This is a genomic window from [Pseudopropionibacterium] massiliense (assembly GCF_900607225.1).
GTDB classification, from domain to species: Bacteria; Actinomycetota; Actinomycetes; order Propionibacteriales; family Propionibacteriaceae; genus Arachnia; species Arachnia massiliensis.
Genome location: NZ_LR027842.1, coordinates 1,334,910 through 1,358,892, shown reverse-complemented (window position 1 = coordinate 1,358,892; position 23,983 = coordinate 1,334,910). Strand labels below are relative to the sequence as shown.

The window sequence follows — 23,983 nt, the reverse complement described above, 5'->3', positions numbered from 1 at the left end:
GTTGATTCATGGTCTTCCCTACAGGCGAGCAATACGAGATCAACGCCGGGAGCTACAGCGCCGTGATCACCGAGGTGGGCGCCAGACTGCGCAGCTTCACCCTCGAAGGCGCAGAGCTCCTCGCAACACACGGGCCTGACCAGGCCCCGAAGGGCTGGGAGGGAGCGCATCTGTTTCCCTGGCCCAACCGACTCCGTGATGGACGCTATCTGCTGGGCGGTCAGGAATTCCAGCTGCCCATCAACGAACCAGCCCGAAACAACGCGAATCATGGCCTGAACGTGGGTCTTGCTTGGAATCTCTTGGCCCATCTCGGAGATTCCGTTCGGCAGCGAGTCATCCTCTGGCCCCGACGCGGCTGGCCCAGGATCCTCGCGGTGGAGATCCTGCACCAACTGAATGCCGAGGGACTGAGAGTGGAGATCACTGCCACGAACCTCGGAACCACGCCCGTTCCCTGGGGCTATGGCGCCCATCCCTACTTCCGCTTCGAAGACATCGCGAACGTGAAGTTGACGGTGCCGTTCGATGCGGAACTGGCGGTCGATCCTGAAAGACGGCTTCCCATCCGCCTCGGCCCCATCGCCCCCGCGCACGACTTCACCCGTCCCCGCGCCATCGGGGAAACGATCCTGGACGCCACCTTCACCGATCCCCTGACCAGGGACTGGACCGTCAGCCTGAACGGCGACGACCGTACGATCGAGGTGTGGGGTGAGGCGACCACCCAGTGGGTGCAGGTGTTCACCGCGCCACGGCGTGACAGCATCGCGGTGGAACCGATGACCTGCGGCCCTGATGCCTTCAACGAGGGGCCGACATACAGGGACCGGGTCATGTTGCGCCCGGGTGGCTCGGCGAACGCGGTCTGGGGTGTACGCGCACGCGGACGAGTTCAATGAGCCAACTCCGTGGCGCGTGACTCACGCACCACCGTGATGCGGATCTGTCCCGGATAGGTGAGATTCGCCTCCACCTCGGCAGCAATCTCGCGCGCCAGCACCCTGCTCATCACGTCGTCCACGACCTCGGGGGCCACCATGATCCGAACCTCTCTGCCTGCCTGCATGGCGTAGGCCCGGGTCACGCCTTCATGCGCCATGGCAATGGATTCGAGATGCTGCATCCGCTCCACGTAGGCCTCCAGTGACTCACGCCTCGCTCCTGGGCGAGAACCGGAGATGGCGTCCGCCGCTTGGGTGAGGACGGCCTCGACGGTGCGGGGCTCGACCTCGTTGTGATGTGCCTCAACCGCGTGAACGATGTCGGGGTGTTCACCGTGACGACGCAACAGATCGGCTCCGATGATCGCATGCGGCCCCTCGGACTCGTGGGTGAGGGCCTTGCCGATGTCGTGCAGGAAGGCCGCTCGCTTGCACTGTGTCACGTCGAGCCCCAGCTCAGCAGCCATGACCCCGGCGAGGTGGGCACACTCGACCAGGTGGGCGAGGACGTTCTGCCCGAAGCTGGTGCGGTAGGCCAAGGAACCGATCACGGCTATCAGCTCCGGGTGAAGATCGGCGATCCCCACCTCCAGGAGGGCCTCATTCCCCGCAGCCCTGATGCGCTCGTCCAGAACCCGGACGCTACGGGCGTGTACTTCCTCGATGCGCGCCGGGTGAATGCGCCCATCGGCGACCAGATCCATGAGGGTCAGTCGTGCGGCTTCGCGCCTCACCGGGTCGAAACAGCTGAGAAGCACCGTTTCCGGGGTGTCGTCCACCATCACGTTGACACCGGTGATCTGTTCAAAGGCCCTGATGTTACGGCCCTCACGCCCAATGACGCGCCCCTTCATCTCATCACTGGGAAGATCGACACTGGAGACCACGGATTCGCTCGTCTGTTCAGCAGCGCATCGTTGAATAGCGGTCACGACTATCGCCCGGGCCCGTTGGTCAGCTTCCTTCTTCGCGGTTTCCTCGATGTCGCGCGCCAGAGTGGCGGCAGCCAGGCGCGTCTGTCGCTCCACTTCCGCCATGACCTCGGCCTGCGCAGCACTCGCCGTCAACCCGGCCACTCGTTCGAGTTCTGCCGTCGTTCGCTTCTGTTCCGCCACGAGTTCCTCACGTTGTTTTCTGAGGTCCGCACGTTGTTGTTCGAGGAGTTCTGAGCGTGTGGCGAGTCCCTCTGCTTCTGCCGCGAGCCGATCCTCTTTCTCGTTGAGGCGCTCCTCCTGTCGCTCCTGTGCACTGCGTTGCTCACGTAGCTCGGCCCTCTGTGTTGCTATTGACGCTTCCAACTCTTCGCGACGCCTGTCGATGTCCGCACCCGCATCTTGAACCCACTCCTTCGCCTGCTCGAGCGTGCGTGCTGCATCCGCCCTGAGCTGCTCGGCCGCCTCGATCGCCTGCTTGCGGATCGAGGCGGCGTCAGAACGGCTCCGACGCTCGATACGGGCCCGTTCCTGGATGAATGAAAGAGCAACCCGCCTCTGTCGCCATGCGAGAACCCCCAAAATGACGCCCAACAGTCCGGCGATGATCCAGCCCAGCCATTCCATGGCTACCCCTTTGCACCTGACGAAGTGACCTGGAGGTTCAGGGCACCCCAAACCGCTGCACGGCAGACGTGACCACGCCATACCGAGCCGCGCACGGACCCATGGGACCAACCAAGATGTCTCGAACCGTGAGTCAACGACCCTACGACCGCCAAGGTTAGTTCACAAGGGCATATCTCTCGTGTCGGGGTCCATTTCTTCGAGCACCTCATCCGTGACGAGCGATATCACGGACCCCCTGAATCCCCTGCGTCCGAGGGCCCCGATCAAGCGGCGACGAGCAACCTGGGGATCCAGCCCCGCCAAGGTGCGGACGCGCCGTTGCGCAAAGGCGCGTGCCGTCTCCAGCTCTTCCTCCTGCCCGACCTGGGCCAACGCCTCGGCCACCACGTTCTCATCCACTCCCCTGCGTCGCAGCTCTGCTCGAATTCGGGTGGGGCCGTGCCGATCCACCTGAACCCTGGCCCGCGTGAGCGCGTCCGCGAAGACGGCGTCATCCAGCAGCCCGACATCGCGGAAACGCTTGATCAGTTCCTCGGAGATCTCTTCCGGCACACCACGGGAAGTCAGCCGAGCCCGAAGCTCCGCCTCCGAACGGCTCCTGGTGTCCAAGAGTCTGAGCGCGATGCGCCTGGCGAACTCAACCTGCTCCGCGCGGCTGATTTCAGGACTCAACCTTGACCTCACCCGTCTCGGGATTGATAGTGCCGCCCGGGGTCTCCTCCGCAACGCCGAGCGCTGCCCGGATCCGGCGATCGATCTCCTCCGCAATTTTTGGATTGTTCCTCAAGAAGTTTCGCGCATTCTCCTTGCCCTGCCCCAGCTGATCGGCTTCATAGGTGAACCATGCGCCTGCCTTGCGGATGATCCCGTTGGCGACGCCCATGTCGATCAGACTCCCTTCCCGTGAAATACCCTCTCCGTAGATGATGTCGAATTCGGCCTGCTTGAAGGGCGGCGCAACCTTGTTCTTGACCACCTTCACCCGGGTTCGGTTACCGACCATCTCGGAGCCGTCCTTCAGCGTTTCGATCCTTCTGACGTCCAGGCGCACGGAGGAGTAGAACTTGAGCGCACGGCCACCCGTGGTGGTTTCGGGAGAACCGAACATCACGCCGATCTTCTCACGCAACTGGTTGATGAAGATAGCAGTGGTGTTGGCGGATTTCAGAGCTCCGGTCATCTTCCTCAGGGCCTGACTCATCAGGCGCGCCTGCAGACCGACGTGCGAATCTCCCATCTCACCCTCGATTTCAGCACGCGGAGTCAGTGCTGCAACCGAGTCGATGACGACGAGCGCCAACGCTCCGGAGCGCACCAAAGTATCCGCGATCTCGAGGGCCTGCTCACCGTTGTCCGGCTGGGATACCAAGAGCTCATCGGTGTTGACGCCGAGCTTACCCGCATAGTCAGGATCCAAGGCGTGTTCCGCGTCGATGAAGGCGCAGATCCCACCCTCGGCCTGTGCATTCGCGATGGCATGGAGCGCAACGGTGGTTTTCCCCGAGGACTCGGGGCCATAGATCTCAATGATCCGCCCGCGCGGCAGGCCACCGATCCCCAGGGCCACGTCCAGGGCGACGCTTCCGGTGGGGATGACATCGATGGGCAAGCGGGTGTCCTCCCCCAGGCGCATCACCGATCCCTTCCCGTGCATCTTCTCGATCTGGGCGAGGGCGGCTTCGAGCGCCTTGGCGCGATCCGCAACAGCCATGGTGTGTTTCCTTTCGATTTCCTGAGCCGCTCCTTCAGGTCCGGCTCAACCTTCACCCTCACTGTAGGAATCGGGGGTGACAAAAATCCGACTCACCTCCAGGCTGTGGAAAACCCGAAGACATGCAGAGTCTAGCCGAACATGTGTTCGATTGCATTGCGACACACCACACCCCCAGGCCACGAGATCCACACCCGGGATGCCTCACAGATCGCCCGGTTCCCGTGGACACCAGTGGCACCGCGCGACGCAACCCGGCGCCACCCTCTGAACCCGACACGCCGATCCTGCCGCACGTTTCCCGGATACGGTTGCGTATTCTCGGCGCGAGCCACCCGCAGGTCTCTCAACAGGATCCACGGCACACGCTCACCGGCGTGACCTCGACTTTCAACGCATCGTTGGCGGCAACTCGAGTGCAATCCATACGGCCCTCCAGATCACCTTGCAAGGAACCCCTGCCGCCAAAGCTTCATCAACGGTGCGGCTCTCGAGTTCCTGCAAGGCAACCGTCGATGCCCAGCTCCCGGCGTACTCTCCACCGAGCGCAGCTCTGAGTCTCGACCACAATTCCACTTCGCGCATGTGGGCCACCTTACGCAGCCTTCAACTTCCGGACCACGCACCACGACCCATCTTCATTCCGTTTCAGGACGTGGTTAAGCGCCCTCTTCGTGAACCGCAGCGCATTTTAACATCACGGGCACCCGCCGCCCGTTCACGAACCTCCTCCACGGGATATTAACCTGTACCCGCCAATCGAGAAACCTCTTATCCCAAGTGGCTTGCGGCAAGCCGGGGAACTTTCTCGTTACACTGACTTTCGAACACGATCACCAAATGGTCAGAAAGCGCACGAAGGAGTCGACATGAACGCTGCGGGTACGCATTCCCACAAGCGCTCCGATCGAATGCTCGCGATGCTCGCGTTGCTACAAGAGAATGGGCAGATGTCGCTGTCCAGCCTTGCCGCCGAACTGGGGACTTCCGAAGCCACCATCCGGCGTGATGTCGCTGTGCTCGCATCCCAGGGCCTACTGGACCGCACCCATGGTGGTGCACGCCCGATCCAGGGCAGTCGTGAACTCCCGGTGAGGTTGCGCGACGGACGCAATCAAGCGGCCAAGTCGCGTATTGCAGCAGCTGCCGCCAAGCTGGTCCCCGAGGGCAAGCACGCCATCGGTCTGAGCGGTGGAACCACGGCCGCCGAGGTCCTTCGGGCCCTGCATCACCGAACCGACCTGACGATCATCACCAACTCGTTGAGCATCGGTTTGGAAGCAGCAGAGCAGGGACAGGGACGTGTTCTCATTGCCGGCGGGGTGCTGCGTTCCAATTCCTTGGAACTCGTGGGATCCCTGGCCGAGGCGACGCTCCGGCTCGTGAACGTCGGAACCGCACTGGTGGGTGCCGACGGGCTGAGCTCCTCCGGGGGACTGACCACCCATGACGACATCGAAGCACGCACCAACCACACGATGATCGAGCGAGCGCAGCGGGTGATCGCCGTGGCCGACGCATCCAAGATCGGTCACGTCACCTTGGCGAAAATGGCGGATCTGAGCGAGATCGACGTTCTCGTCACCGATTCCAACGCCCCTGAGGACGAGCTAGCCCGCATCCGGGACCTGGGTGTCGAGGTGGTGATCGTCCCGGTTCCGGCCGACCCGAAGGCGGCTAACGGCAGCTGATCCCTCCTCCGGTCATTCGGAGGAGCGCCGTGGTTGCTTCCCACGGGCGCGGATCCGAATGGCCTCGCGTATGTAGTCGACACCGGTCACCAAGGTCAGGATCAGCGCCACCCACATCAACACCCAGGCCGAGAGCTGAACTGCTCCCGGTAGGCCCGGCAGCCATGCCAGGAAGACACTCAGGGCCAGCGACTGGGTGACGGTCTTCAGCTTGCCGCCGCGATTGGCGGCCATGATCCCGTACTTGGCAACGGCTGCCCGCAACAATGTGATTCCCCATTCACGCACCAGGATCAGCACGGTGAAGTACCAGGGAAGCTCCCCCAGAAGGCTGAGGGAGATGAATGCCGCTCCCGTCAGGGCCTTGTCGGCTATCGGATCCCAGAGCTTTCCGAAATCCGTGATCAGGTCGTAGCGCCTAGCGATGTAACCGTCCGCCAGGTCGGTGAGAATCGCGGCCACGAAGATACCGGTTGCGAAGAACCGCCAACCCTGGTTCGCCGGTTGCCAGAACAACACCACGACGAACAAGGGCACCATGATGATGCGGAGCACCGTGAGCACGTTGGGGACGTTCAGATTGCTGGGCCGTGGTTCTTTCACCGGGGCTCTCCCACCATGTCTATTCCTGTGGCATCGATGAACTCGACGTCGATGAATTGCCCGATGCGGGCATCAATTCCGGGAAGCTCCACCACCCCGTCGGTTTCGGGCCCTTGGTGTGGGGCACGCCCCGAGACTCCGTCGGCGCCGGTTTCCTCGACAAGGATCGTGGCTCGTTCTCCCACCCTTTCCGCAGCGCGGGACTCACACACCAGGTTGGCGACGTCGGCCAGCGTCTCCCGTCGCGCATCCACTTCCGCCCGGTCCAGGTGGGAGTCCAGGCCCTCCCCCTCCGTGCCCTCCTCGTCGGAGTATCCGAACACCCCGAGAACGTCCAGGTTGGCGTCGATGATGAACTCACGGAGGATTTCGACATCCGATTCGGTCTCCCCGGGAAACCCTGCGATCACATTGCTGCGGATCCCTGCCGTTGGTTCAGCTTCCCTGATCCGTTCAATCAGTCCGAGGAAGGAATCCGGGTCGCCAAAACGCCGCATCCGCCGCAGCACCCCGGGCGCGGCGTGCTGGAAGGAGAGGTCGAAGTAGGGCACCACCTTCTCGGTGCCGAACATGGCCTCCAGCATGCCGGGCCGGATCTCCGCAGGTTGCAGGTAGGAGACCCTGATCCATTCCAGCCCGTCCACCCGGGACAGCTGGGGCAGCAGGGTTTCCAGACTTACGCCGGGGAGATCCTTGCCGTAGCTGGATGTGTTCTCGGAGACCAGAAGTATCTCCTTGACCCCTTGGTCCACGAGCCAGCGTGCCTCGGCGATGATGTCGGCCACGGGACGAGAGAGGTAGGAGCCCCTGAAGGCTGGGATGGCGCAGAAGGCGCAGCGCCGGTCGCATCCCGAGGCTATCTTCAGGGGCGCTGCGGGTCCCGATCCGATGCGGCGGCGGATCACGCGCGGCCCCGTCGCCGGGGCCAGCCCTTCCGGCAGGGGAGCGTGACCCGGGGTCACGATCCGGCCTGCGACCCGCGGACGGTCAGCCGGCGCGAGCGGCAACAGCTTGCGGCGATCCCTCGGAACGTGAGCATCGTGGTCGCCCCCGGCGAGGATCAGGCGGAGACGATCAGCGATGTCCGCGTAGTCGTCGAATCCCAGTACCGCATCCGCCTCGGGCAGGGCCCCGGCGAGCTGGACCCCGTAACGTTCCGCCATGCACCCCACCGCCACGACTGCTCTCGTCGTGCCGGATTCCTTGAGATCGGCGGCCGTCAGCAGGGTGTCGATGGAGTCCTTCTTGGCCTGCTCGATGAAACCGCAGGTGTTGACCACCACGGTCTCTGCCTCCGCGGGATCATCCACCAGCACGAATCCCCCCGCCTCCAGCAGGCCCGCGAGTTCCTCCGAATCGACGTCGTTGCGGGCGCAACCCAGCGTCTGGATGTGAACCTTGTTCATGATCTCCCCAGTATCACTCACCCGGTCCCGAGGGAGGCGAGTAGGTCTTCGAGGTCGTCGGGTTTCACCAGCACCTCACGGGCCTTGGAGCCCTCCGAGGGGCCGACGACCCCGCGGGATTCGAGGATGTCCATCAGGCGTCCCGCCTTGGCGAAACCGACGCGCAGCTTGCGTTGCAGCATCGATGTGGAGCCGAGCTGGAGCTCCACCACGAGACGGGCCGCATCCAGCACCAGTTCGAGATCGTCGCCGATGTCGTCCACGACCTTCTTCTCGGCCGCTGCCGTGGTCACGTCCTCCCGGTAGGTGGGCTGCAGCTGCCCCGAGATGTGGGCGACGATCTCGCGGATCTCGGATTCGTTCACCCACGCGCCCTGCACTCGAATCGGCTTGCCGGCCCCCATGGGCAGGAACAGCCCGTCGCCCTTGCCAACCAGTTTCTCCGCCCCAGGCTGGTCGAGGATCACCCGGGAATCGGTCATGGAGGAGGTGGCGAAGGCCAGGCGCGACGGCACGTTGGCCTTGATCAGCCCGGTCACGACATCCGTGGAGGGCCGCTGCGTGGCCAGGACCAGGTGAATCCCCGCGGCCCGCGCCAGCTGAGTGATCCGCACCACCGACTCCTCCACGTCTCGTGGGGCGACCATCATCAGGTCGGCGAGCTCATCCACCACGACGAGCAGGTAGGGGTAGGGGGCCAGCACCCGCTGCGAACCCTCGGGAAGTTTGACCTGCCCGGCCTTGACGGCCTTGTTGAAGTCGTCGACGTGCCGGAAACCGAAGGCGGCCAGGTCGTCGTAGCGCATGTCCATCTCGCGAACCACCCAGGCGAGGGCCTCCGCGGCCTTCTTCGGGTTCGTGATGATGGGGGTGACCAGGTGCGGAATGCCCTCGTAGTGGTTGAGTTCCACCCGTTTGGGATCCACCAGCAGCATCCGCACCTCCTCCGGGGTGGCGCGCATCATGATCGAGGTGATCAGCGAGTTGATGAAGCTGGACTTCCCGGATCCGGTGGCGCCCGCCACCAGCAGGTGCGGCATCTTGGCCATGTTGGCCAGCACGAACCCACCCTCGACGTCCTTGCCCAGCCCGACGGTGAGGGGATGGTGGTCGGATCGTGCCTTCGGGGAACGCAGCACGTCCCCGAGGCTGACCACCTCCTTGTCGAGGTTCGGGATCTCGATCCCGATGGCGGACTTCCCGGGGATCGGGGTGAGGATGCGGATCTCGTTGCTGCCGACGGCGTAGGCGATGTTGTCCGCCAGGCCCGTGACCTTCGAAACCTTGATGGCGTTGCCGAGCTCGACCTCGTAGCGGGTGACGGTGGGGCCGCGCGTGTAACCGGTTACCCGGGCGTCGATCGCGAACTCCTCAAGGGTGGCCGCGAGCTGCCGCACGATCCGGTCGGAGGCCTCCGTCCGGGCCTTCGGGCGGGTTCCGGGTGCGAGCAGCGACTCGTCCGGGAGCTGGTACATGATGTCGCCGCTGAGCTGCAGCTGTTCGGCGCGCCCCGTCATGGGGGTGTGCACCGGCGGGGGCAGGTCGGGTTTCTCCTCCAGCCCGGGAGCCGTCGGGGCATGGACCTGCGGCGTCGGGTCGTCCAGCCCCGTCCCGGATTCGAGGGGGTAGTCCTCGTCGGCCTCGTAGTTGTAGACCGAGTCGTCGTGGGAGGGTTCGTCGTCCTCCGTTATCAGCGGGGTGTCATAGGGCACGTCGACGCCGAGTTCCAGCTTCTCCTGTGGTTCCTCCGGGCGCTCCACCAGCGACGAGAAGGCCGTCCGGATCCCGGCGAGGATCACCCGCAGGGGTTTGCCGATCACGAAGAAGACACCCAGGAGGGTGACGATGAGAAGCACGGGAACCGCGACCCACGTGGAACTCAGGTCGGCTATGAAACTGCTGGCCAGGAAACCGAGCACCCCGCCGGCGCGCTGCAGCTCGGCCATCTGGTCCGGGCGGGGGAGCCCGCGGGAGAGGTTGATGAGCCCGAGCCCGCCCATGGTGAGCAGGAACCAGCCCAGCCCCGTGCGGGGCGCCCCGTCCACGTCCTTGGGGCGCCGCAGGACTCGCCATGCACCGTAGAACAGGACCGCCGGCACCAGCGGGGCGGTCAATCCGAAGAGGGTCGAGGTGATGGCCCCTATGGTCTCCCCCACGGGTCCCGGCAACATGAACCAGGTCCGTGAGGCGAACACGAGGGCGAGCACCAGGATGAACAGGCCTGTGCCGTCCCGGCGCCGCTCGGGTTCGACATCCTTTTCCACTCCCCCGAAGCTCCTGGCGAGCGTGCCCACCCCGTGGGCGAGTCCCCGGAGCATCCGCCCCAGGAACTGCACCACGGGATTCGGTTCCGTGGCCTGGTTTCGAGCACCGGACGAGCTGGCGGCCGGTTTGCGGGTACCGGATTTCTTCGAGCCGCCTCGGGATGCGGTGCTCGATTTCTTGGTCCGCTGCCCGGCACCCGACTTGCTGGAAGAACTCCTGGCAGAGGAAGAGCCGCGTGTCGCCATGATTCCAACCTAGTCCAGAGAGCGGATCAGATGCTAAAACCGCTCCGGTGACCCGCCCGGTCGGGGTTTGGCACGCGATTTCTCCGGCCTCGGTGGGAGGAACCCCTCAGTCCTGCACACCCACCATCACGGAGGAGGCCTTGATCAATGCAACCGCTTCCCCGCCGACCTCGAGGCCGAGGTCCCGGATGGCCTCGTTCGTGATCGAGGAGCTGATGACCAGTCCCGGCGCGACCTCGATCTGGACGATGCCGTTGACGGCCCCCCGATCGATGGAGACGACGGTTCCCCTGAACTGATTGCGGGCGCTGATTCTCACTGGTTTTCCTTTCATGCGAAGTGATCCCAGCCGACGCTACCCGTCCACGGCATGCCGTCCACAATCACTTCCGCACCTGAGGTCACCGTGCCGATTCGCAGCCAGCCCTGCGGGAGTTCCACCTCCGCCGGGAAGGTCGCCGCGAGGGCGTGGTCCTCACCACCGGCGAGAACAAAGCCCAGCGGATCCTTGCCCGTGGCGGCCGCGAGGCGCGCCAAGCTGTCGTGTATCTTCAGTGCCCCGGTCCTCACGTCGATGCCCACCCCGGATAGCTCACAGATGTGCCCGAGGTCCTGCAGCAGGCCGTCAGAGACATCGATCATCGCGGTGGCACCGGCCTCCGCGGCCACTTTTCCCTGCCCGTAGGGAACGGTTGGGCACTGCTGTTCCAGGACCAGATCCTTGGGGGAACCGAATCCCCGCTGCAGGACCAGCAGGCCACCCGCCGAGCAGCCGAGCCGACCGCACACCGCGACCTGGTCACCGGCCCTCGCGCCTGCCCGGGTGATCGCGGGACGCCCGGACAGGTTCCCGAGCGCGGTCACCCCGAGTGCGATGTGCGCCGACGACGACAGGTCGCCCCCCACGAGGCTGACCCCGGCCCGGGAGCACTCCTCGACCACCCCCTCCTGGAAGTCGCTGACCCAGCGCCGGTCCAGGTTTCTCGGGAAGGCCAGCCCGATCACCACCGCGCAGGGTTCGGCCCCCATGGCCTCGACATCCGAGACGTTGACCGCCACCGCCTTCCTCCCGGTCTGGAAGGCGGGCGACCAGGAACGTTTGAAGTGGACGTTCTCGATCAGCACATCGGTGGTGATGACGATGTCGCCGCGCGGCACCAGCACTGCCGCGTCGTCGCCGGGGCCCAGCCGCACATCGGGGCCGAATGCCAAACCATCGGTGAGTTCGGCGATCATCTCGAACTCGGCACTCATCAACGCAACCCCACCGGGCGTTCGAGGGCGAGTTCGATGAGCTTGGTGACCAGCTCGGGATACGGAATCCCGGATGCCTGCCACAGGGCCGGGTACATCGAGATCCGGGTGAATCCGGGCATGGTGTTCACCTCGTTGATCCACGCCTGGTTCTCGGTGGCGAAGAAGTCGGCGCGCACGAGCCCTTCGGCGTCGAGCGCGTTGAATGCCCGGCAGGCCAGTTCCCGGAGCCTGGCGGCCAGCTCCGGGGTGGTCCTGGCCGGGGCGTCGAGGGCGGCCCCGTCATCGTCCAGGTACTTGGTGGCGAAGTCGTAGAAACCGTCCCCGTCCTGGACCCGGATCTCACCGACCACCGAGGCCCGGCATCCCTCGGGGGATCCGGGATCGCCCAGCACCGCCACCTCCAGTTCCCGGGTTCCGACGAATCCCTGCTCGAAGATCACCTTGGGATCGTGGCGCTGCGCCTCCGCTATGGCGGCCTCCAGCCCGGACGGATCGGTGACCCGGGTGATTCCGATGGAGGAGCCTCCCCTCGCGGGTTTGACGAACACCGGGAAACTGAGCCCGGCCACCTCGGCCAGCACGGCCTCCCGTTCGAGGCGCAACCGGCGCTCCGAGGCGACGACGTAGGGACCTACCGGGAGCCCCGCCGCCTCGAAAGCCAGTTTCATGAAGTGTTTGTCCATGCCCACCGCGGAGGCCAGCACCCCCGGCCCGACATAGCGGATACCCATCATCTCGAACATCCCCTGGATGGTGCCGTCCTCGCCGTAGGGGCCGTGCAGCGGGGCGAAGACAACATCCACTTCCTGGACGTCCACCAACTGGTCGCCGACCCGGGTCGCGACCTGGCCACCGTGTTCACCGACCAGCCAGACCGCGTCGTGTTCCGGTTCCGGAACCTCCGGCGTGGCGTCCTCGGTGATGTGGAGGTCCGCGACCTCCTCCAACGACATCCGGGACCACCGGCCGCTCTTCGAGATGCCTACGGCGACGACGTCAAACCGTTCCCGGTCGATGGCTCCGAGCACACTGACCGCCGTCAGGCAGGAGATGCCGTGCTCCGACGATTTTCCACCGAAAACCAGGGCGATCTTGGTTCGTTCCGACACTGGGGCCTCCTGAGCTCGATTGCCGGTTCATCCTACTTGCCACATGGCCCGGACGGATCAGTTCCTGCGGCCGGCTCCGGCGAGGATCTCGTTCAGCTCGGAATCGGTCAGCTCGTGGTGGTAGAAGAGCGAGTAGAACTCCTTCACCTCCTTCGGCAGGTCGAAGTTGTAGACGTCCGGGTAGATGGCCTCCGCCGCCCAGACCGCGCCGATCACCTGGTTCACCGAGGGCGGGCCGTCCATCCAGGCCCAAGGGGCCTGCGGGGAGATCAACACGTTGCCCTGGGAAACCGCCCGCAGGAGCTTGAAGGCGTCACTCGATGCCAGGTCCGTCCCGCCCTTCCCGGGCATGGCGATGATCCAGTCGGGATCCCAGGTGAGCAGCTGCTCGGCGTTCACGTCGACCCGGCCCGAGGCCTTATCGGCCGTTCCGTAGACGTTCCTGGCGCCGATGGCGTCGATCACCTGGGCGTGGATGTTCTTGCCCCCCGCGGTGCTCAGGCCTGCATCGCCCGTTGCGTAGTAGACGGAGACGCGCTGCTCGTCGGTGATTTCCGCCGATCCCCGCGCGAGTTCAGCGTTGATCCTCTCGATGTAACCAGCCAGCTGCTCGCCTCGCGCATCATCGCCGAAGATGCGACCCATCATCCGGTAGGACTCCGGCAGTTTCTGGAGCTCCGTCGACAACTGGACCACCTGGATCCCGCTCTGCTGCTCGAGATCGTCGTCGATCTTCGCGTACTCGGTGGAGACCTCGCCCGCGTCGAGGATGACGTTGACCCCGTGACCCAGCAGGGTTTCGGCGTTGAACGTGCCGTCTTTGCCGTTCGCCCTGCCGAGAACCGGCAGCGCCGCGGCCTCCGGGGTCACGTACCGGGAAACCTGCTCGGTCACCTTGGTGTTCCAGCCGGCGAGTTTGTCCGCCCCGAAGGTGTAGATCATGACGGTGGCGGGAGGGCCCGCCCCGAAGGCCAGTTTCGCCGGGGCCGCCAGCTCGGTGTCACGCCCGCCCATGTCCTTGAAACTGAGCGGGCCTCCTGATGCGGAGACCGCGGGAGTCTGGGACCCGGTCGTCTGCGCGGGGGCCGACGAGCAGCCCGTCAGGAGCGTGGCCAGGGCGACCAGCCCCGCGAACAACGGTTTCCACTGCGTTTTCATGGGTTCCTCCTGATGATGTGGTTGAACATGCGGAGTCCTTGGCGGGCCTCCGCCATCCCGCCTCCGAGGCCGATGGCCCGTCGGACGTGATCGGGATCGATCACCAACGATCCCCCGATCTCAGCGACGCAGGCGGGCAGCACCTCGGGTGCGAAGGGCGCGCTCGGACCGACGAGGATCACCTTGGCCCCGCTGCACAGCTCGAGCAGCCGGGGCAGGGTTTTGTTGGTGAGGGCGGAGCCCGTGATGAAGACGAGTTCGCGGTCGGCCAGCAGGTACTCGGCCGCGGGATCCGGGAGATCGCTTCCCGAGGGCGACCGCTCCAGGACGATGAGGTCACGGCCCTCGGCGTATTTCTCGATGTCACCGAAATGACCGATGGTGGCGATCCTGAGGTCCGGGCGGGTTTCCGCGTGACGTTCGAAGGTGGATCTCTCGTCCTCGCCCGCAAAGGGGTGGGCGCCGAGCCGTTCCTTCGTGGTCAGGAAGGAGTTGATGGCGGCCACCCCGAGAGCGGCCAGTTCCAGGTCCCAGGACTTCACGGCGGACGCGGCATCCCGGAGGTCGCGTCCGACGATGTCGCGTTCGGCGAAACCGGCCCGGGGGCCGCCGCGGTAGATCATCGCCACCCCGGTTCCGGTGTCGGATGTGACGCAGGCCCAGTTGCCGATATGGGCCTCACGCACCTTCACCCCGGGCGGGATCAGGTCGATGAGGTCGTCGTAGAGCTGCCACGGATTGTTCATTGGTCTCCTCTGGTCTCGGGCCGGGTCACACAGAGGCGTAGCCCGGGCATTTCCGTCAGGTCAACCACCCTCATGGGAAGGTCGTAGAGGTGGCTGAGGTCCTCCCCGGTCAGGTCGGCGATGGGTTTCAGCCCGGGGCCGCGCCCCTGCTTGAGGAGCAGGACGTCGTCGGCGAACTCGAAGGCGTGGTTGGGCTGGTGGGAGCTGAGCAGCACCGTCAGGCCCTGGCTGTCCACAAGCCGGCGGAGCCGCCTCAACACCCGGATCTGGTTTCCGGCGTCGAGGGCGGAGGTGGGCTCGTCCAACACGAGCAATCGCCCGCCCTGGCAGAGGGCACGAGCAATCAACACCAGCTGCCTCTCGCCGCCGCTGAGTTCCTGGATCCCGCGTTCCTCGAACCCCGCCATCCCGACCGCTTCGAGGGCTTCAGTGGCCGCCTTCCAGTCGGCCTCCCGGGGGCTGGCCCGCAAACCCCGCCTGGCCACCCGGCCCAGCACCACGGTGTGCCGTCCGGAGAAATTGAAGGGCACCTCGCTGGACTGCGGGATGTAGCTGATCACCCCGGCCAGGGCCGCCGGACCGTAGCTCTCCAGACGACGCCCGCCGACCTCGACCTCGCCCGAGTCGGCGCGCAGCAGCCTCAACAGGATCCGGAACAGGGTCGACTTCCCCGACCCGTTCGGGCCGAGCACGAAGGCCAGCCGGTTCTCCGGGAGCTCGAACCCGAGATCATCCAGGGCCGGGGTTCCGCGTCCGGGATAGCGGTGGGTGAGACCGCGAACCGTCAGCGCGCTCACCATGACCTGTTTCCCATCAACAGCCACGCCAGGAACGGCGCACCGAGCAGGGCGGTCAGGATCCCCAGCGGGATCTCCGCCTCGAGCAGGGTTCGGCTGATCGTGTCCACCCCGATCAGGAACAGGGACCCCAGCAGGAAGGAAACCGGGATCAGGAGTCGGTGCTGGGGTCCGAAGAGCATCCGGGTCACATGCGGCACGATGAGCCCGACCCAGCCGATCACTCCCGAGATGGAGACGGAGACGGCGGTCAGGACGGTGGCGCACACGATCACCCCGGCCCTGAGCCAGGTCACGTTCGTCCCGAGGGATTTCGCGGTTTCCTCCCCGAAGGTCACGGCATCGAGCTGCCAGCGGAGCAGCCACAGCACGACGGCGCACGTGAGGATGGGAGCGACCAGGGCGGGCAGGTCCACATGACGCACCCCGTTCAGTCCTCCCATGAGCCAGAAGGTGATGGCGGGCAGTTCCCTGTCCGGGTCCGCCAGGTATTTCAGGATCGACACCCCCGCGGAGAACAGGGCGCTGACGATGATGCCCCCGAGAACCAGGGCCAGCATCTGGTCCCTGCGGGTCATCCGGGACACGCTCCACGCCCCGAGGACGGCCAGCAGCCCGAAGATGAAGGCAACCCCCTGGAGCCCGGCCGACCCCAGTCCCAGCACGATCGCGAGCGCGGCCCCGAACCCTGCCCCGCTCGATGCACCCAGCACGTCGGGGGAGACGAGCGGGTTCCGGAACAGGCTCTGGTAGGCGGCCCCCGCGACGCTGAGCGCACCGCCCACGAGCAGGGCAGCCATCATGCGTGGGAACCGGATGTTCCAGATCACGTGCGCGACCTCCGGGTTCCCGGTCCATTCGGTGCCGAGCAGCCGGGAGCCCAGGTAGTCGAGCAGGGTCGCGGGATCCGTGTGGAAACGTCCCAGCGTGAACACACCGACCATGGCGGCCAGGTTGGCCACCACCAGTAACAGCAGCAGCATCGCCACTCGCCGCTTGGGCATCTCCTTTGACATCAGGGAGATTCTAACGATTTGATCCGCTTTGGCGGACGTAGGTCAGGTTTGTGATCCGCTTTTGCGGTTTCTTGGAGATCGTCCGTCGATACGGTGCGTCAGGGATGCCCCGGTCGGCGGCGGGGATCATTCCGGAGGCGTGCGTTTCCGGAGGGCGACGCGGCCTGGTCCGTTGACCGGCCGGCCCTGTTGACGTGACCTCCCGGGGTCACCGGTGAGCCGATGCGTATCGCGGGATAGAATCAACCGGAGAATTTGTCCTGACAATGTGGGCATTGCTGCCCGGAACGGACCGCAGATGATTGACTCCCTGCCCCAGCCCCGCACCACCGACCCGGCCTCCGTGCCCGCCCTTCGCTGGGGCGTGATCGGAACCGGATGGATCGCCGATCAGTTCGTCACCACGGTGACCCGGAACACCTCCCAGCGCATTGTCGCCGTCGGCTCCCGCTCCCCGGAACGGGCACGCGAGTTCGCCGAAGGACACGGCATCGAGATGGCCTGTGGCTCCTACGAGGACCTCGTGGCCCAGGACGTGGACGTCGTCTACGTCGCAACGGGCCACCTGGACCACGCATCCCACGCCCGGCTCGCCCTGGAAGCCGGGCGGAACGTGCTCGTCGAGAAACCCATGACCCCCACCGTCGCGGCCACGCGGGAACTGGTCGAGCTGGCCCGCGACAAGGGCCTGTTCTGCATGGAGGCGGTGTGGTCGCTGGCCCTGCCCCGCTTCGACGTGGTCCGGCAGGTGCTCGCGGCGGATCTGCTGGGTCGGATCGAGGCCGTCACCGTCGACATGGGTGAGTACCTGGTGGATCACCGCCGCGCCATGGACCCGGTCCAGGGCGGCGGGGCCATGAACGACCTCGGGATCTATCCACTGATGTTCGCCGACTGGGTCCTGCCCGGGGTCGAGGTGGTCTCAGCCGCCGGTCCCCGACACGCAACGGGCGCCGTCGGGCAGTTCATGGCCCTGCTGGAGGACGGCGAGGGACGCCAAGCGAGCGTGCTCGCCTCGATGCTGACCGACACCCCGAGTGTTGCCGTCATCGGGGGCAGCGAGGCGACCCTGGTGCTCGACGGCCCGTTCTACCGCCCGGGCCCCGTCGAGGTGAGGTTCCGGGATGGCCGGGTGTTGTCCTGGGAGGAGCCGCGCATCCACCACGAGGGCCTCTTCCACGAGGCCGTGGAGGTGGCTCGCTGCATCGAGGCGGGGCTCACCGAATCCCCGCTGCGTCCGCTGGACGCCACCATCGCCACCGTGGAACTGATGGAGCGGGCCCGTGCCCTGATGAACGATCCCGCGTGAGGCTCAGCCCCGCTGGGGCACGCGGGCCCCGACCCGCATGTCCCAGCGCCCCTCGGGGGCAGGTTCGCCCCGAAGCTCGGCGACCACCGCGGTGATCGCGTCCATGATCGCGACGCCGGCCCGTTCCACGTCCTCCCGCGCGGGCTCCTCCCCCACGGGGAATGCGCTGAGGTCGACGGGTGGCCCCGCCTGCACCTTCACGGGGCGCCTGCGCAGGGAGAACAGCCGGTGGAACTCGAGTTTCTTCCGGCCCAGGAGGGCATCGGTTCCTACCTGGCAGACCGGGATCACCGGCACCCCGGTCATGAGCGCCAGGCGGGCGGCGCCCGGGCGCCCGGTCATGGGCCAGCCATCGGGATCGGCCGTGATGGTGCCCTCAGGGAAGATCGCGACGCACTCCCCCGCTTCCAGGGCCTCGCGGGCGTGCACGAGCGAGTCCTTGGCCCGTTCGGAGTGACGTACGACGGGGATCTGGCGGCACTCGCGCGCGAACCAGCCGACGACCGGCACCTTCCAGATCTCCGACTTGCCCAGGTAGCGGGGCCAGCGCCCGGACCAGATGAGGAACTCGCCGGTCGTGGGGACGTCGAAGTTCGACAGGTGATTGGAGACCACCAGCACCCCGCCGGACGGGAGGTTGCCCTGTCCCCGCCAGGTTCGCCTGACCAGACCGCCCAAGACCAAATGGACCAGCCGCGCCAGGAAACGATAGGCGCGGGGCGCCGGTTCATGGTTCGCCTCACGCAGAGAACGTTGCCAGGGGCATTTTTCGACTTCCACGGAGCAGGAGAATACCGGCGGATTCGCCGCCTGACCGAGCGGCGGTCCTCAGGAAACGGTGTCCGCGGTCCGCACGGGCAGGGTCCTCGGTTTGAATCCGGGACGGGTCGCCTCGTACGCCTCGATCTCGTCGTCGTGCTGCAGGGTCATGGAGATGTCGTCCAGACCGTTCAGCAGGCGGTGCTTGGTGTACTCGTCGACCTCGAACCCGATCACGAGATCCCCGCGGGTCATGGTCTGCGCCGACAGGTCCACCGTCATCGGTTCTTCGGGGGCCGCCTCGATGGCGGCCCAGAGCCGGTCCCGCTCCTCCTCCGTAATGAGGGCGACGAGCAGTCCTGCCTTGCCCGAGTTGGAACGGAAGATGTCCCCGAACCGGGTTCCCACGATCACCTTGAAGCCGTAGTTCTGCAGAGCCCAGACGGCGTGTTCCCGTGACGAACCGGTCCCGAAGTCGGGTCCGGGAACCAGGATGGTCCCGTGCGTGAAGGGTTCGCGGTTCAGCACGAAATCGGGGTCGCTGCGCCAGCCTGCGAACAGCCCGTCCTCGAAACCGGTCCGGGTGATGCGCTTGAGGTAGACGGCGGGAATGATCTGGTCGGTGTCGACGTTGCTGCGCCGCAGCGGCACGGCGATCCCGGTGTGGGTGGAGAAGGCTTCCATGTCTCAGGCTCCGATCAGGTCGGCGGGGGCGGCGAGATGCCCGGTGACGGCGGTCGCGGCGGCGACGGCGGGGCTGACGAGGTGGGTGCGTCCTCCCTTGCCCTGGCGCCCCTCGAAGTTGCGGTTGGACGTGGAGGCCGACCTCTCCCCGGGGGAGAGCTGGTCGGGGTTCATGCCGAGGCACATCGAGCATCCCGCCGCCCGCCACTCGGCCCCGGATGCGAGGAAGACCTTGTCCAGTCCCTCGGTCTCCGCCTGGAGCCGGACCCGGGCCGAGCCAGGAACGACGAGCATCCGTACGCCGTCGGCGATCCTGCGTCCCTGGAGCACGGAGGCCGCCAGTCTCAGGTCCTCGATCCTGCCGTTGGTACAGGAGCCGAGGAACACCGTGTCCACCGCGATCTCCCGCATCGGGGTGCCCGGGGTCAGGTCCATGTACTCGAGGGCCCGGCGGACGGTGGCCTGTTCCACCTCGGATGCGAAGTCCTCGGGAGCGGGCACCACACCTCCGAGAGGCACGCCGTGTCCGGGGTTGGTGCCCCATGTGACGAAGGGGGTGAGTCGGGTCGCGTCGATGTCCACCTGCGCGTCGAAATGGGCGTCGTCGTCGGAGCGCAGGGTCCTCCAGTACTCGACCGCGGCGTCCCAGTCGGCCCCCTCGGGAGCGTGCGGGCGTCCCTTCAGATAGGCGAGGGTGGTCTCGTCCGGGGCAATCATGCCGGCCTTGGCGCCCCATTCGATGGACATGTTGCAGATCGTCATGCGCCCTTCCATCGACAACTGTTCGATGGTGCTTCCCCGGTATTCGACGATGTAGCCCTGGCCACCACCCGTGCCGACCTTGGCGATCAGCGCCAGGACGACGTCCTTGGCGGTGACCCCGGGCGGCAGGTCGCCGTTGATGTTGACGGCCATCATCCTCGGCTTCTTCTGCGGCAGCGTCTGGGTGGCGAGCACGTGCTCCACCTCCGACGTACCGATCCCGAAGGCCAGCGCCCCGAAGGCGCCGTGGGTGGAGGTGTGGGAATCGCCGCAGACGATGGTCATGCCCGGCTGGGTCACCCCGAGCTGCGGACCGATGATGTGGACGACGCCCTGGTCGCGATCGCCCAGGGAATGGATGCGGATGCCGAACTCGTCCGCGTTCCTGCGCAGGGTTTCCACCTGGGTCCGGGAAACGGGATCCGCGATGGGTGCGAGGATGTTGAGCGTCGGGGTGTTGTGGTCCTCGGTTGCCAGGGTGAGATCCGGACGGCGCACCCTCCGGCCGTTCATTCGCAGGCCCTCGAATGCCTGCGGGCTCGTGACCTCGTGCACCAGGTGCAGATCGATGTAGAGGAGGTCGGGTTCACCATCGACAGCGCGCACGACATGCGCATCCCACACCTTCTCCGCGAGGGTCTTCCCCATTTTCACGCTTCCTTATTACGATTGATTGCAGGACAGGGCCCGCGAGTTGGCGACACTCTATCTTGCATGTCCAGCATTCGAAACGATAGTCTCGGAATATGGACGAAGGAAGCGGAGTAGGAGTTCTCGACAAGGCGGCGGCCGTGCTGACCGCCTTGGAAAACAGCCCTCTGACACTCGCCGGCCTGGTGGGTGCCACCGGCTTGGCGCGGCCGACTGCACACCGGTTGGCCGTGGCCCTGGAACACCATCGTCTCGTCACCCGAGACCTCCAGGGACGTTTCGTTCTGGGGCCACGGCTCGCAGAGCTGGCGAGTTCTGCTGCGGAGGATCCCCTGCTGACCACCGCGGGACCCATCCTCACCCGACTGCGCGACATCACGGGCGAATCGGCCCAGTTGTTCCGCAGGCAGGGCGACTTCCGGATCTGCTCCGCAGCCGTGGAACGTCCCTCGGGTCTGCGGGACACCGTTCCCCTGGGGGCGCAGCTGTCCATGACCGCGGGATCGGCGGCACAGGTGCTGTTGGCCTGGGAGGAACCCGAGAATCTGCCACGCCTGCTCAAGGAGGCCACGTTCACGGTGTTGTCGCTGCAGCAGGTGCGCCGCCGCGGTTGGGCTCAGTCGGTTGCCGAACGCGAACCCGGGGTGGCCTCGGTCTCGGCCCCGGTGCTCTCCCCCTCCGGGAAGATCATCGCTGCCGTCAGCGTCTCCGGCCCCATCGAACGCCTGACCCGGCAGCCGGGACGACTTCACGCCCCGGCCGTGATGGCCGCTGCCGAACGTCTGAGTGAGGTGCTGCGCCGCAACGGCACCGAGTAATTCGGTGGAAGAGCACCTACTGCGAGACCACCGGCCGTCGCCGCACCACCAGAACCGTCACGACGACCATGACGACGATCAAACCCGCCGCCGAGCAGACCAGTGGAAACACCTCATCCAGGCCCTGTCCGCCGCCTGAGGCGACGGCGGCGGACCCCAGGAGCACGGTCCGGGTGATGACGGCCTGGGGGATCAGGAGGTCCAGCGGTCCCGTCCCGGCTCCCGAGGCGGCGGTGGCGAAGCCGATCATGCATCCGGCCAGACATATTGCCACGGGGGCGGCGAAGGATCTCATCAGCATCGACATCAACGATTGCAGCAGAACCAGCGGTGCGCACACGGGAACACAGAGCGCCGCAGCAGCGAGGAAGGATGACGGCGGCGCGCCCCGGAGTCCCAGCAGCAGCCCGGATCCCCAGCTGAGCCCGACGAACATCACTTGGACGAGAACCACCAGTAGCAGAATCATGACGGACTTCATCAACACCAGCGAAACGGGCGATCGTCCCGTGGTCAGAATGCGGTTCCATGAGCTGCCCCGATGCTCCGGACGCCACACCGCGGCTCCCAGGAGCGCAACGCCGGTGGAGAAGAACATCATCGCGTAGAACAGGGTGATCTGCCCGGTCAGGACATCCCAGCCCGTCTCCAGGGCCCCGTTGGTCGTCTGGAGCCAGTAGTTGGCGCCGCCCGAGGCAACCGCCAGCGACGGCAGGAGCACCACGACCCACCACACCATGGAACGGCGCAGCTTCATTCTCTCCGCAGCGAACATCATCCTCACCTCTCAATCCGGTCGAGTCGTTTCGTGCCCCGGACAAAAGCCGCCGCCCCGATCACGACCAGACCGGCCAGCCATGGCCACGGCGGCAGGACGGGAATGAGCCCGTCCGATCCGGCGGCCATCGTGACCGGGGTGATCATGGCGTAGTAGCCCCACGGAACGAGGCGGGCAACGGCTGGCATGAGAAACATGTAGAGCGCGATGAAACCGCCGACCAGTCCGATACCGACACTGACGAGCTGGTTCTCACGAAACGCGGAGAGCCAGATGTGGAAGGCAAGGAGGACCGCGTCAATCAGAACCAGCGAGATCACGTACCAGGACCACATCGGGACGTCGAGGGGCACCCGGACGCCGGCCACCCACCCCAACTCCACGACGGCCCCGGTCTGGACGAGGGTCGCCGGGGTCACCACCGCCATGAGGGCGAAGAACTTCATTCGGCACAGCATCCCGGGGGTTCTGCCCGTGGTGGCGTTCAGAAGCCATCCTCCGGAGGAGTGTTCGATGTCGGTCTGCCGGGATGCCAGCACCGCCACGAGAATGGGATGGATGAGCGCATTCGCGAATGCGAGGTTGAGAAGTGGTTGGCCCCAGGGCAGCGCGTGGGGATCGTTGAGCCGGGAAACGGCCCGGGGAGCGAACAGGGAAAGAGCGACGATCGGGATCGCGGCGGCCAACAGGGCCAGCGTCAGGGGCATCACGTGAAGTCTCCGCATCTTCGTCATCTCCAAACGGATCTCGCCCATCACAAGGCCTCCGCCCCACCGGTCAGGTCCATGAAGACCTCCTCCAGCGACTGCTGGAGGCGACGGACCTCGTGAATGGGGATCCCCGCCTGCACCAGTCGCACGATCAACCGGGCGGCGTCCTCCTGACCGTAGCCCTGCGCCCTGATCCCGTTCCTCTCCCGGCGGCAGCCCCTGATCAGGTTGGCGGCGGCATCGGCCTGCGGTGTCACCACGAGCAGGTCCGGAATGGACCGTTCGAACAGTTCCTCCCTGCTTCCCTGGAAAACCAGCCGTCCCCGCGAGAGGACACCGAGCACGTCCGCCATCCTGTCGATCTCGTCGAGAAGGTGACTGGAGATCATGACCGTCACCCCTCCGGAGGCCAGGTGGATCATCAGTTCCCTGATCTCCTCGATGCCGGCGGGATCCAGCCCATTGGTGGGTTCGTCGAGGATCAGGAGCTCCGGCTCCCGCACCAGGGCCATCGCTATTCCGAGGCGCTGCTTCATCCCCAGCGAATAGGTTCGTTGCAGCCGATCCCGGTGGTCGGTCAGGCGCACCAGTTCGAGTGCCCTGTCGATCCGGGAGGTCTCCAGGTTCAGCAGCCGGGCCAGGAGCATCATGTTCTCGGCCCCCGTGAGATGACCGTATCCGGGCGGATGTTCGATCATCGATCCGATCCGGGGCATGAGTTGCGCCCGGGCCTCGCCCCGCGGATCCTCCCCGAGCAGGGAGATCTGTCCCGAAGTCGGGTGGAGCAGCCCCAGGAGCATCTTCATGGTGGTCGATTTCCCGGATCCGTTGGGCCCCAGGAAACCGTAGATGACCCCTCGGGGAATGGCCAGATCCAGACCGTCGACGACAGTGCGTTTCCCGAAACTCTTCGTCAAGCCCCCGGTCCTCACGGCCAGGTCGGTGTCTCGTAACTCCATGACGTCAGTCTCGGGATCCGGGAACCGGGAAACGTCATGCCGG

At 65.9% G+C, this 23,983-nt stretch carries 24 protein-coding genes; 4 read left to right on the top strand and 20 right to left on the bottom strand.

Annotated elements, in window-relative coordinates; genetic code table 11:
• The first annotated feature begins 8 nt into the window (after positions 1-8).
• Positions 9-902 (top strand): aldose epimerase family protein, encoded by an 894-nt coding sequence (locus E0E39_RS05945; RefSeq protein ID WP_130873909.1) that lies wholly within the window; start codon positions 9-11, stop codon positions 900-902.
• Here the strand turns inward: E0E39_RS05945 and rny are convergent.
• The 4 genes from rny to E0E39_RS05925 form a co-directional block, all read right to left on the bottom strand.
• Entirely contained in the window at positions 896-2,503 is a 1,608-nt protein-coding gene (rny, locus tag E0E39_RS05940) for a ribonuclease Y (protein WP_130873908.1), read from the bottom strand. The genes E0E39_RS05945 and rny overlap by 7 nt on opposite strands.
• A gap of 162 nt (positions 2,504-2,665) precedes the next feature.
• A complete protein-coding gene (locus E0E39_RS05935) occupies positions 2,666-3,178 on the bottom strand; it encodes a regulatory protein RecX (RefSeq protein ID WP_165444658.1) in 513 nt (170 codons plus the stop codon).
• Positions 3,168-4,217 (bottom strand): recombinase RecA, encoded by a 1,050-nt coding sequence (gene recA, locus E0E39_RS05930; RefSeq protein WP_130873906.1) that lies wholly within the window; start codon positions 4,215-4,217, stop codon positions 3,168-3,170. The genes E0E39_RS05935 and recA overlap by 11 nt, the downstream gene beginning before the upstream one ends.
• A gap of 390 nt (positions 4,218-4,607) precedes the next feature.
• A complete protein-coding gene (locus E0E39_RS05925; RefSeq protein WP_130873905.1) occupies positions 4,608-4,802 on the bottom strand; it encodes a DUF3046 domain-containing protein in 195 nt (64 codons plus the stop codon).
• Between the two features lie 326 nt (positions 4,803-5,128).
• On the opposite strand from E0E39_RS05925, the gene E0E39_RS05920 reads away from it, so the two are divergent.
• The gene (locus E0E39_RS05920) at positions 5,129-5,908 is read left to right on the top strand and encodes a DeoR/GlpR family DNA-binding transcription regulator (protein WP_130875638.1); all 780 of its coding nucleotides are present in this window, start codon (positions 5,129-5,131) and stop codon (positions 5,906-5,908) included.
• Between the two features lie 12 nt (positions 5,909-5,920).
• Here E0E39_RS05920 and pgsA read toward each other — a convergent pair whose 3' ends face one another.
• The 10 genes from pgsA to E0E39_RS05870 form a co-directional block, all read right to left on the bottom strand.
• Positions 5,921-6,448, bottom strand: a complete 528-nt coding sequence (pgsA, locus tag E0E39_RS05915) for a CDP-diacylglycerol--glycerol-3-phosphate 3-phosphatidyltransferase (protein WP_245988411.1) — start codon at positions 6,446-6,448, stop codon at positions 5,921-5,923.
• 59 nt (positions 6,449-6,507) lie between these two features.
• Positions 6,508-7,917, bottom strand: coding sequence for a 30S ribosomal protein S12 methylthiotransferase RimO (gene rimO, locus E0E39_RS05910; protein WP_130873903.1), 1,410 nt, complete (start codon positions 7,915-7,917; stop codon positions 6,508-6,510).
• A gap of 17 nt (positions 7,918-7,934) precedes the next feature.
• Positions 7,935-10,427 carry an FtsK/SpoIIIE family DNA translocase gene (locus E0E39_RS05905; protein WP_207302433.1) on the bottom strand — a complete coding sequence of 831 codons (2,493 nt, stop codon included), beginning with the start codon at positions 10,425-10,427 and terminating at the stop codon, positions 7,935-7,937.
• A 106-nt stretch (positions 10,428-10,533) separates the two neighbouring features.
• Positions 10,534-10,746 carry a TOBE domain-containing protein gene (locus tag E0E39_RS05900; RefSeq protein ID WP_130873902.1) on the bottom strand — a complete coding sequence of 71 codons (213 nt, stop codon included), beginning with the start codon at positions 10,744-10,746 and terminating at the stop codon, positions 10,534-10,536.
• Between the two features lie 11 nt (positions 10,747-10,757).
• Complete coding sequence (locus tag E0E39_RS05895; protein ID WP_130873901.1) at positions 10,758-11,681, bottom strand: thiamine-phosphate kinase; 924 nt, start codon at positions 11,679-11,681, stop codon at positions 10,758-10,760.
• A complete protein-coding gene (locus E0E39_RS05890; protein ID WP_130873900.1) occupies positions 11,681-12,793 on the bottom strand; it encodes a D-alanine--D-alanine ligase family protein in 1,113 nt (370 codons plus the stop codon). The genes E0E39_RS05895 and E0E39_RS05890 overlap by 1 nt, the downstream gene beginning before the upstream one ends.
• A gap of 57 nt (positions 12,794-12,850) precedes the next feature.
• Positions 12,851-13,951 (bottom strand): ABC transporter substrate-binding protein, encoded by a 1,101-nt coding sequence (locus tag E0E39_RS05885; protein ID WP_130873899.1) that lies wholly within the window; start codon positions 13,949-13,951, stop codon positions 12,851-12,853.
• Entirely contained in the window at positions 13,948-14,697 is a 750-nt protein-coding gene (locus E0E39_RS05880) for a DUF364 domain-containing protein (RefSeq protein ID WP_130873898.1), read from the bottom strand. The genes E0E39_RS05885 and E0E39_RS05880 overlap by 4 nt, the downstream gene beginning before the upstream one ends.
• Positions 14,694-15,497 carry an ABC transporter ATP-binding protein gene (locus E0E39_RS05875; RefSeq protein ID WP_130873897.1) on the bottom strand — a complete coding sequence of 268 codons (804 nt, stop codon included), beginning with the start codon at positions 15,495-15,497 and terminating at the stop codon, positions 14,694-14,696. Before E0E39_RS05875 ends, E0E39_RS05880 begins: the two co-directional genes overlap by 4 nt.
• Positions 15,491-16,510 (bottom strand): FecCD family ABC transporter permease, encoded by a 1,020-nt coding sequence (locus E0E39_RS05870; RefSeq protein WP_245988216.1) that lies wholly within the window; start codon positions 16,508-16,510, stop codon positions 15,491-15,493. The genes E0E39_RS05875 and E0E39_RS05870 overlap by 7 nt, the downstream gene beginning before the upstream one ends.
• Before the next feature lie 298 nt (positions 16,511-16,808).
• Here E0E39_RS05870 and E0E39_RS05865 point away from each other — a divergent pair, with 298 nt between their 5' ends.
• Entirely contained in the window at positions 16,809-17,819 is a 1,011-nt protein-coding gene (locus E0E39_RS05865; protein WP_130873896.1) for a Gfo/Idh/MocA family protein, read from the top strand.
• A gap of 3 nt (positions 17,820-17,822) precedes the next feature.
• Here the strand turns inward: E0E39_RS05865 and E0E39_RS05860 are convergent, their stop codons facing one another.
• Genes E0E39_RS05860 through leuC form a run of 3 tightly spaced genes read right to left on the bottom strand, consistent with a single transcriptional unit; the run spans position 17,823 to position 20,672 of the window.
• Positions 17,823-18,599, bottom strand: coding sequence for a lysophospholipid acyltransferase family protein (locus E0E39_RS05860; protein ID WP_130873895.1), 777 nt, complete (start codon positions 18,597-18,599; stop codon positions 17,823-17,825).
• A 48-nt stretch (positions 18,600-18,647) separates the two neighbouring features.
• Positions 18,648-19,262 carry a 3-isopropylmalate dehydratase small subunit gene (leuD, locus tag E0E39_RS05855; protein WP_130873894.1) on the bottom strand — a complete coding sequence of 205 codons (615 nt, stop codon included), beginning with the start codon at positions 19,260-19,262 and terminating at the stop codon, positions 18,648-18,650.
• Between the two features lie 3 nt (positions 19,263-19,265).
• On the bottom strand, positions 19,266-20,672 hold the full coding sequence (gene leuC / locus E0E39_RS05850; protein WP_130873893.1) for a 3-isopropylmalate dehydratase large subunit: 1,407 nt from the start codon (positions 20,670-20,672) through the stop codon (positions 19,266-19,268).
• Positions 20,673-20,770: 98 nt separating this feature from the next.
• On the opposite strand from leuC, the gene E0E39_RS05845 reads away from it, so the two are divergent.
• Positions 20,771-21,493: an IclR family transcriptional regulator gene (locus tag E0E39_RS05845; RefSeq protein ID WP_130873892.1), complete on the top strand. Its 723-nt coding sequence runs from the start codon at positions 20,771-20,773 to the stop codon at positions 21,491-21,493.
• Positions 21,494-21,509: 16 nt separating this feature from the next.
• Here the strand turns inward: E0E39_RS05845 and E0E39_RS05840 are convergent, their stop codons facing one another.
• Genes E0E39_RS05840 through E0E39_RS05830 form a run of 3 tightly spaced genes read right to left on the bottom strand, consistent with a single transcriptional unit; the run spans position 21,510 to position 23,940 of the window.
• Positions 21,510-22,268, bottom strand: coding sequence for an ABC transporter permease (locus E0E39_RS05840; protein WP_130873891.1), 759 nt, complete (start codon positions 22,266-22,268; stop codon positions 21,510-21,512).
• Positions 22,269-22,273: 5 nt separating this feature from the next.
• Positions 22,274-23,005, bottom strand: a complete 732-nt coding sequence (locus E0E39_RS05835; RefSeq protein WP_281275614.1) for an ABC transporter permease — start codon at positions 23,003-23,005, stop codon at positions 22,274-22,276.
• 20 nt (positions 23,006-23,025) lie between these two features.
• On the bottom strand, positions 23,026-23,940 hold the full coding sequence (locus E0E39_RS05830; protein ID WP_130873889.1) for an ABC transporter ATP-binding protein: 915 nt from the start codon (positions 23,938-23,940) through the stop codon (positions 23,026-23,028).
• Positions 23,941-23,983 lie beyond the last annotated feature (43 nt).

What these genes read in the sequence shown, in the direction of transcription:
- rimO (WP_130873903.1), bottom strand. Translation starts at nt 7,917, where the DNA reads ATGAACAAGGTTCACATCCAGACGCTGGGTTGCGCCCGCAACGACGTC.
- E0E39_RS05835 (WP_281275614.1), bottom strand. Translation starts at nt 23,005, where the DNA reads ATGACGAAGATGCGGAGACTTCACGTGATGCCCCTGACGCTGGCCCTG.
- leuC (WP_130873893.1), bottom strand. Translation starts at nt 20,672, where the DNA reads ATGGGGAAGACCCTCGCGGAGAAGGTGTGGGATGCGCATGTCGTGCGC.
- E0E39_RS05865 (WP_130873896.1), top strand. Translation starts at nt 16,809, where the DNA reads ATGATTGACTCCCTGCCCCAGCCCCGCACCACCGACCCGGCCTCCGTG.
- E0E39_RS05885 (WP_130873899.1), bottom strand. Translation starts at nt 13,951, where the DNA reads ATGAAAACGCAGTGGAAACCGTTGTTCGCGGGGCTGGTCGCCCTGGCC.
- recA (WP_130873906.1), bottom strand. Translation starts at nt 4,217, where the DNA reads ATGGCTGTTGCGGATCGCGCCAAGGCGCTCGAAGCCGCCCTCGCCCAG.
- leuD (WP_130873894.1), bottom strand. Translation starts at nt 19,262, where the DNA reads ATGGAAGCCTTCTCCACCCACACCGGGATCGCCGTGCCGCTGCGGCGC.
- E0E39_RS05945 (WP_130873909.1), top strand. Translation starts at nt 9, where the DNA reads ATGGTCTTCCCTACAGGCGAGCAATACGAGATCAACGCCGGGAGCTAC.
- E0E39_RS05920 (WP_130875638.1), top strand. Translation starts at nt 5,129, where the DNA reads ATGCTCGCGATGCTCGCGTTGCTACAAGAGAATGGGCAGATGTCGCTG.
- E0E39_RS05830 (WP_130873889.1), bottom strand. Translation starts at nt 23,940, where the DNA reads ATGGAGTTACGAGACACCGACCTGGCCGTGAGGACCGGGGGCTTGACG.
- rny (WP_130873908.1), bottom strand. Translation starts at nt 2,503, where the DNA reads ATGGAATGGCTGGGCTGGATCATCGCCGGACTGTTGGGCGTCATTTTG.
- E0E39_RS05875 (WP_130873897.1), bottom strand. Translation starts at nt 15,497, where the DNA reads ATGGTGAGCGCGCTGACGGTTCGCGGTCTCACCCACCGCTATCCCGGA.
- E0E39_RS05895 (WP_130873901.1), bottom strand. Translation starts at nt 11,681, where the DNA reads ATGAGTGCCGAGTTCGAGATGATCGCCGAACTCACCGATGGTTTGGCA.
- E0E39_RS05870 (WP_245988216.1), bottom strand. Translation starts at nt 16,510, where the DNA reads ATGTCAAAGGAGATGCCCAAGCGGCGAGTGGCGATGCTGCTGCTGTTA.
- E0E39_RS05845 (WP_130873892.1), top strand. Translation starts at nt 20,771, where the DNA reads ATGGACGAAGGAAGCGGAGTAGGAGTTCTCGACAAGGCGGCGGCCGTG.
- E0E39_RS05840 (WP_130873891.1), bottom strand. Translation starts at nt 22,268, where the DNA reads ATGTTCGCTGCGGAGAGAATGAAGCTGCGCCGTTCCATGGTGTGGTGG.
- E0E39_RS05925 (WP_130873905.1), bottom strand. Translation starts at nt 4,802, where the DNA reads ATGCGCGAAGTGGAATTGTGGTCGAGACTCAGAGCTGCGCTCGGTGGA.
- E0E39_RS05905 (WP_207302433.1), bottom strand. Translation starts at nt 10,427, where the DNA reads ATGGCGACACGCGGCTCTTCCTCTGCCAGGAGTTCTTCCAGCAAGTCG.
- E0E39_RS05880 (WP_130873898.1), bottom strand. Translation starts at nt 14,697, where the DNA reads ATGAACAATCCGTGGCAGCTCTACGACGACCTCATCGACCTGATCCCG.
- pgsA (WP_245988411.1), bottom strand. Translation starts at nt 6,448, where the DNA reads ATGGTGCCCTTGTTCGTCGTGGTGTTGTTCTGGCAACCGGCGAACCAG.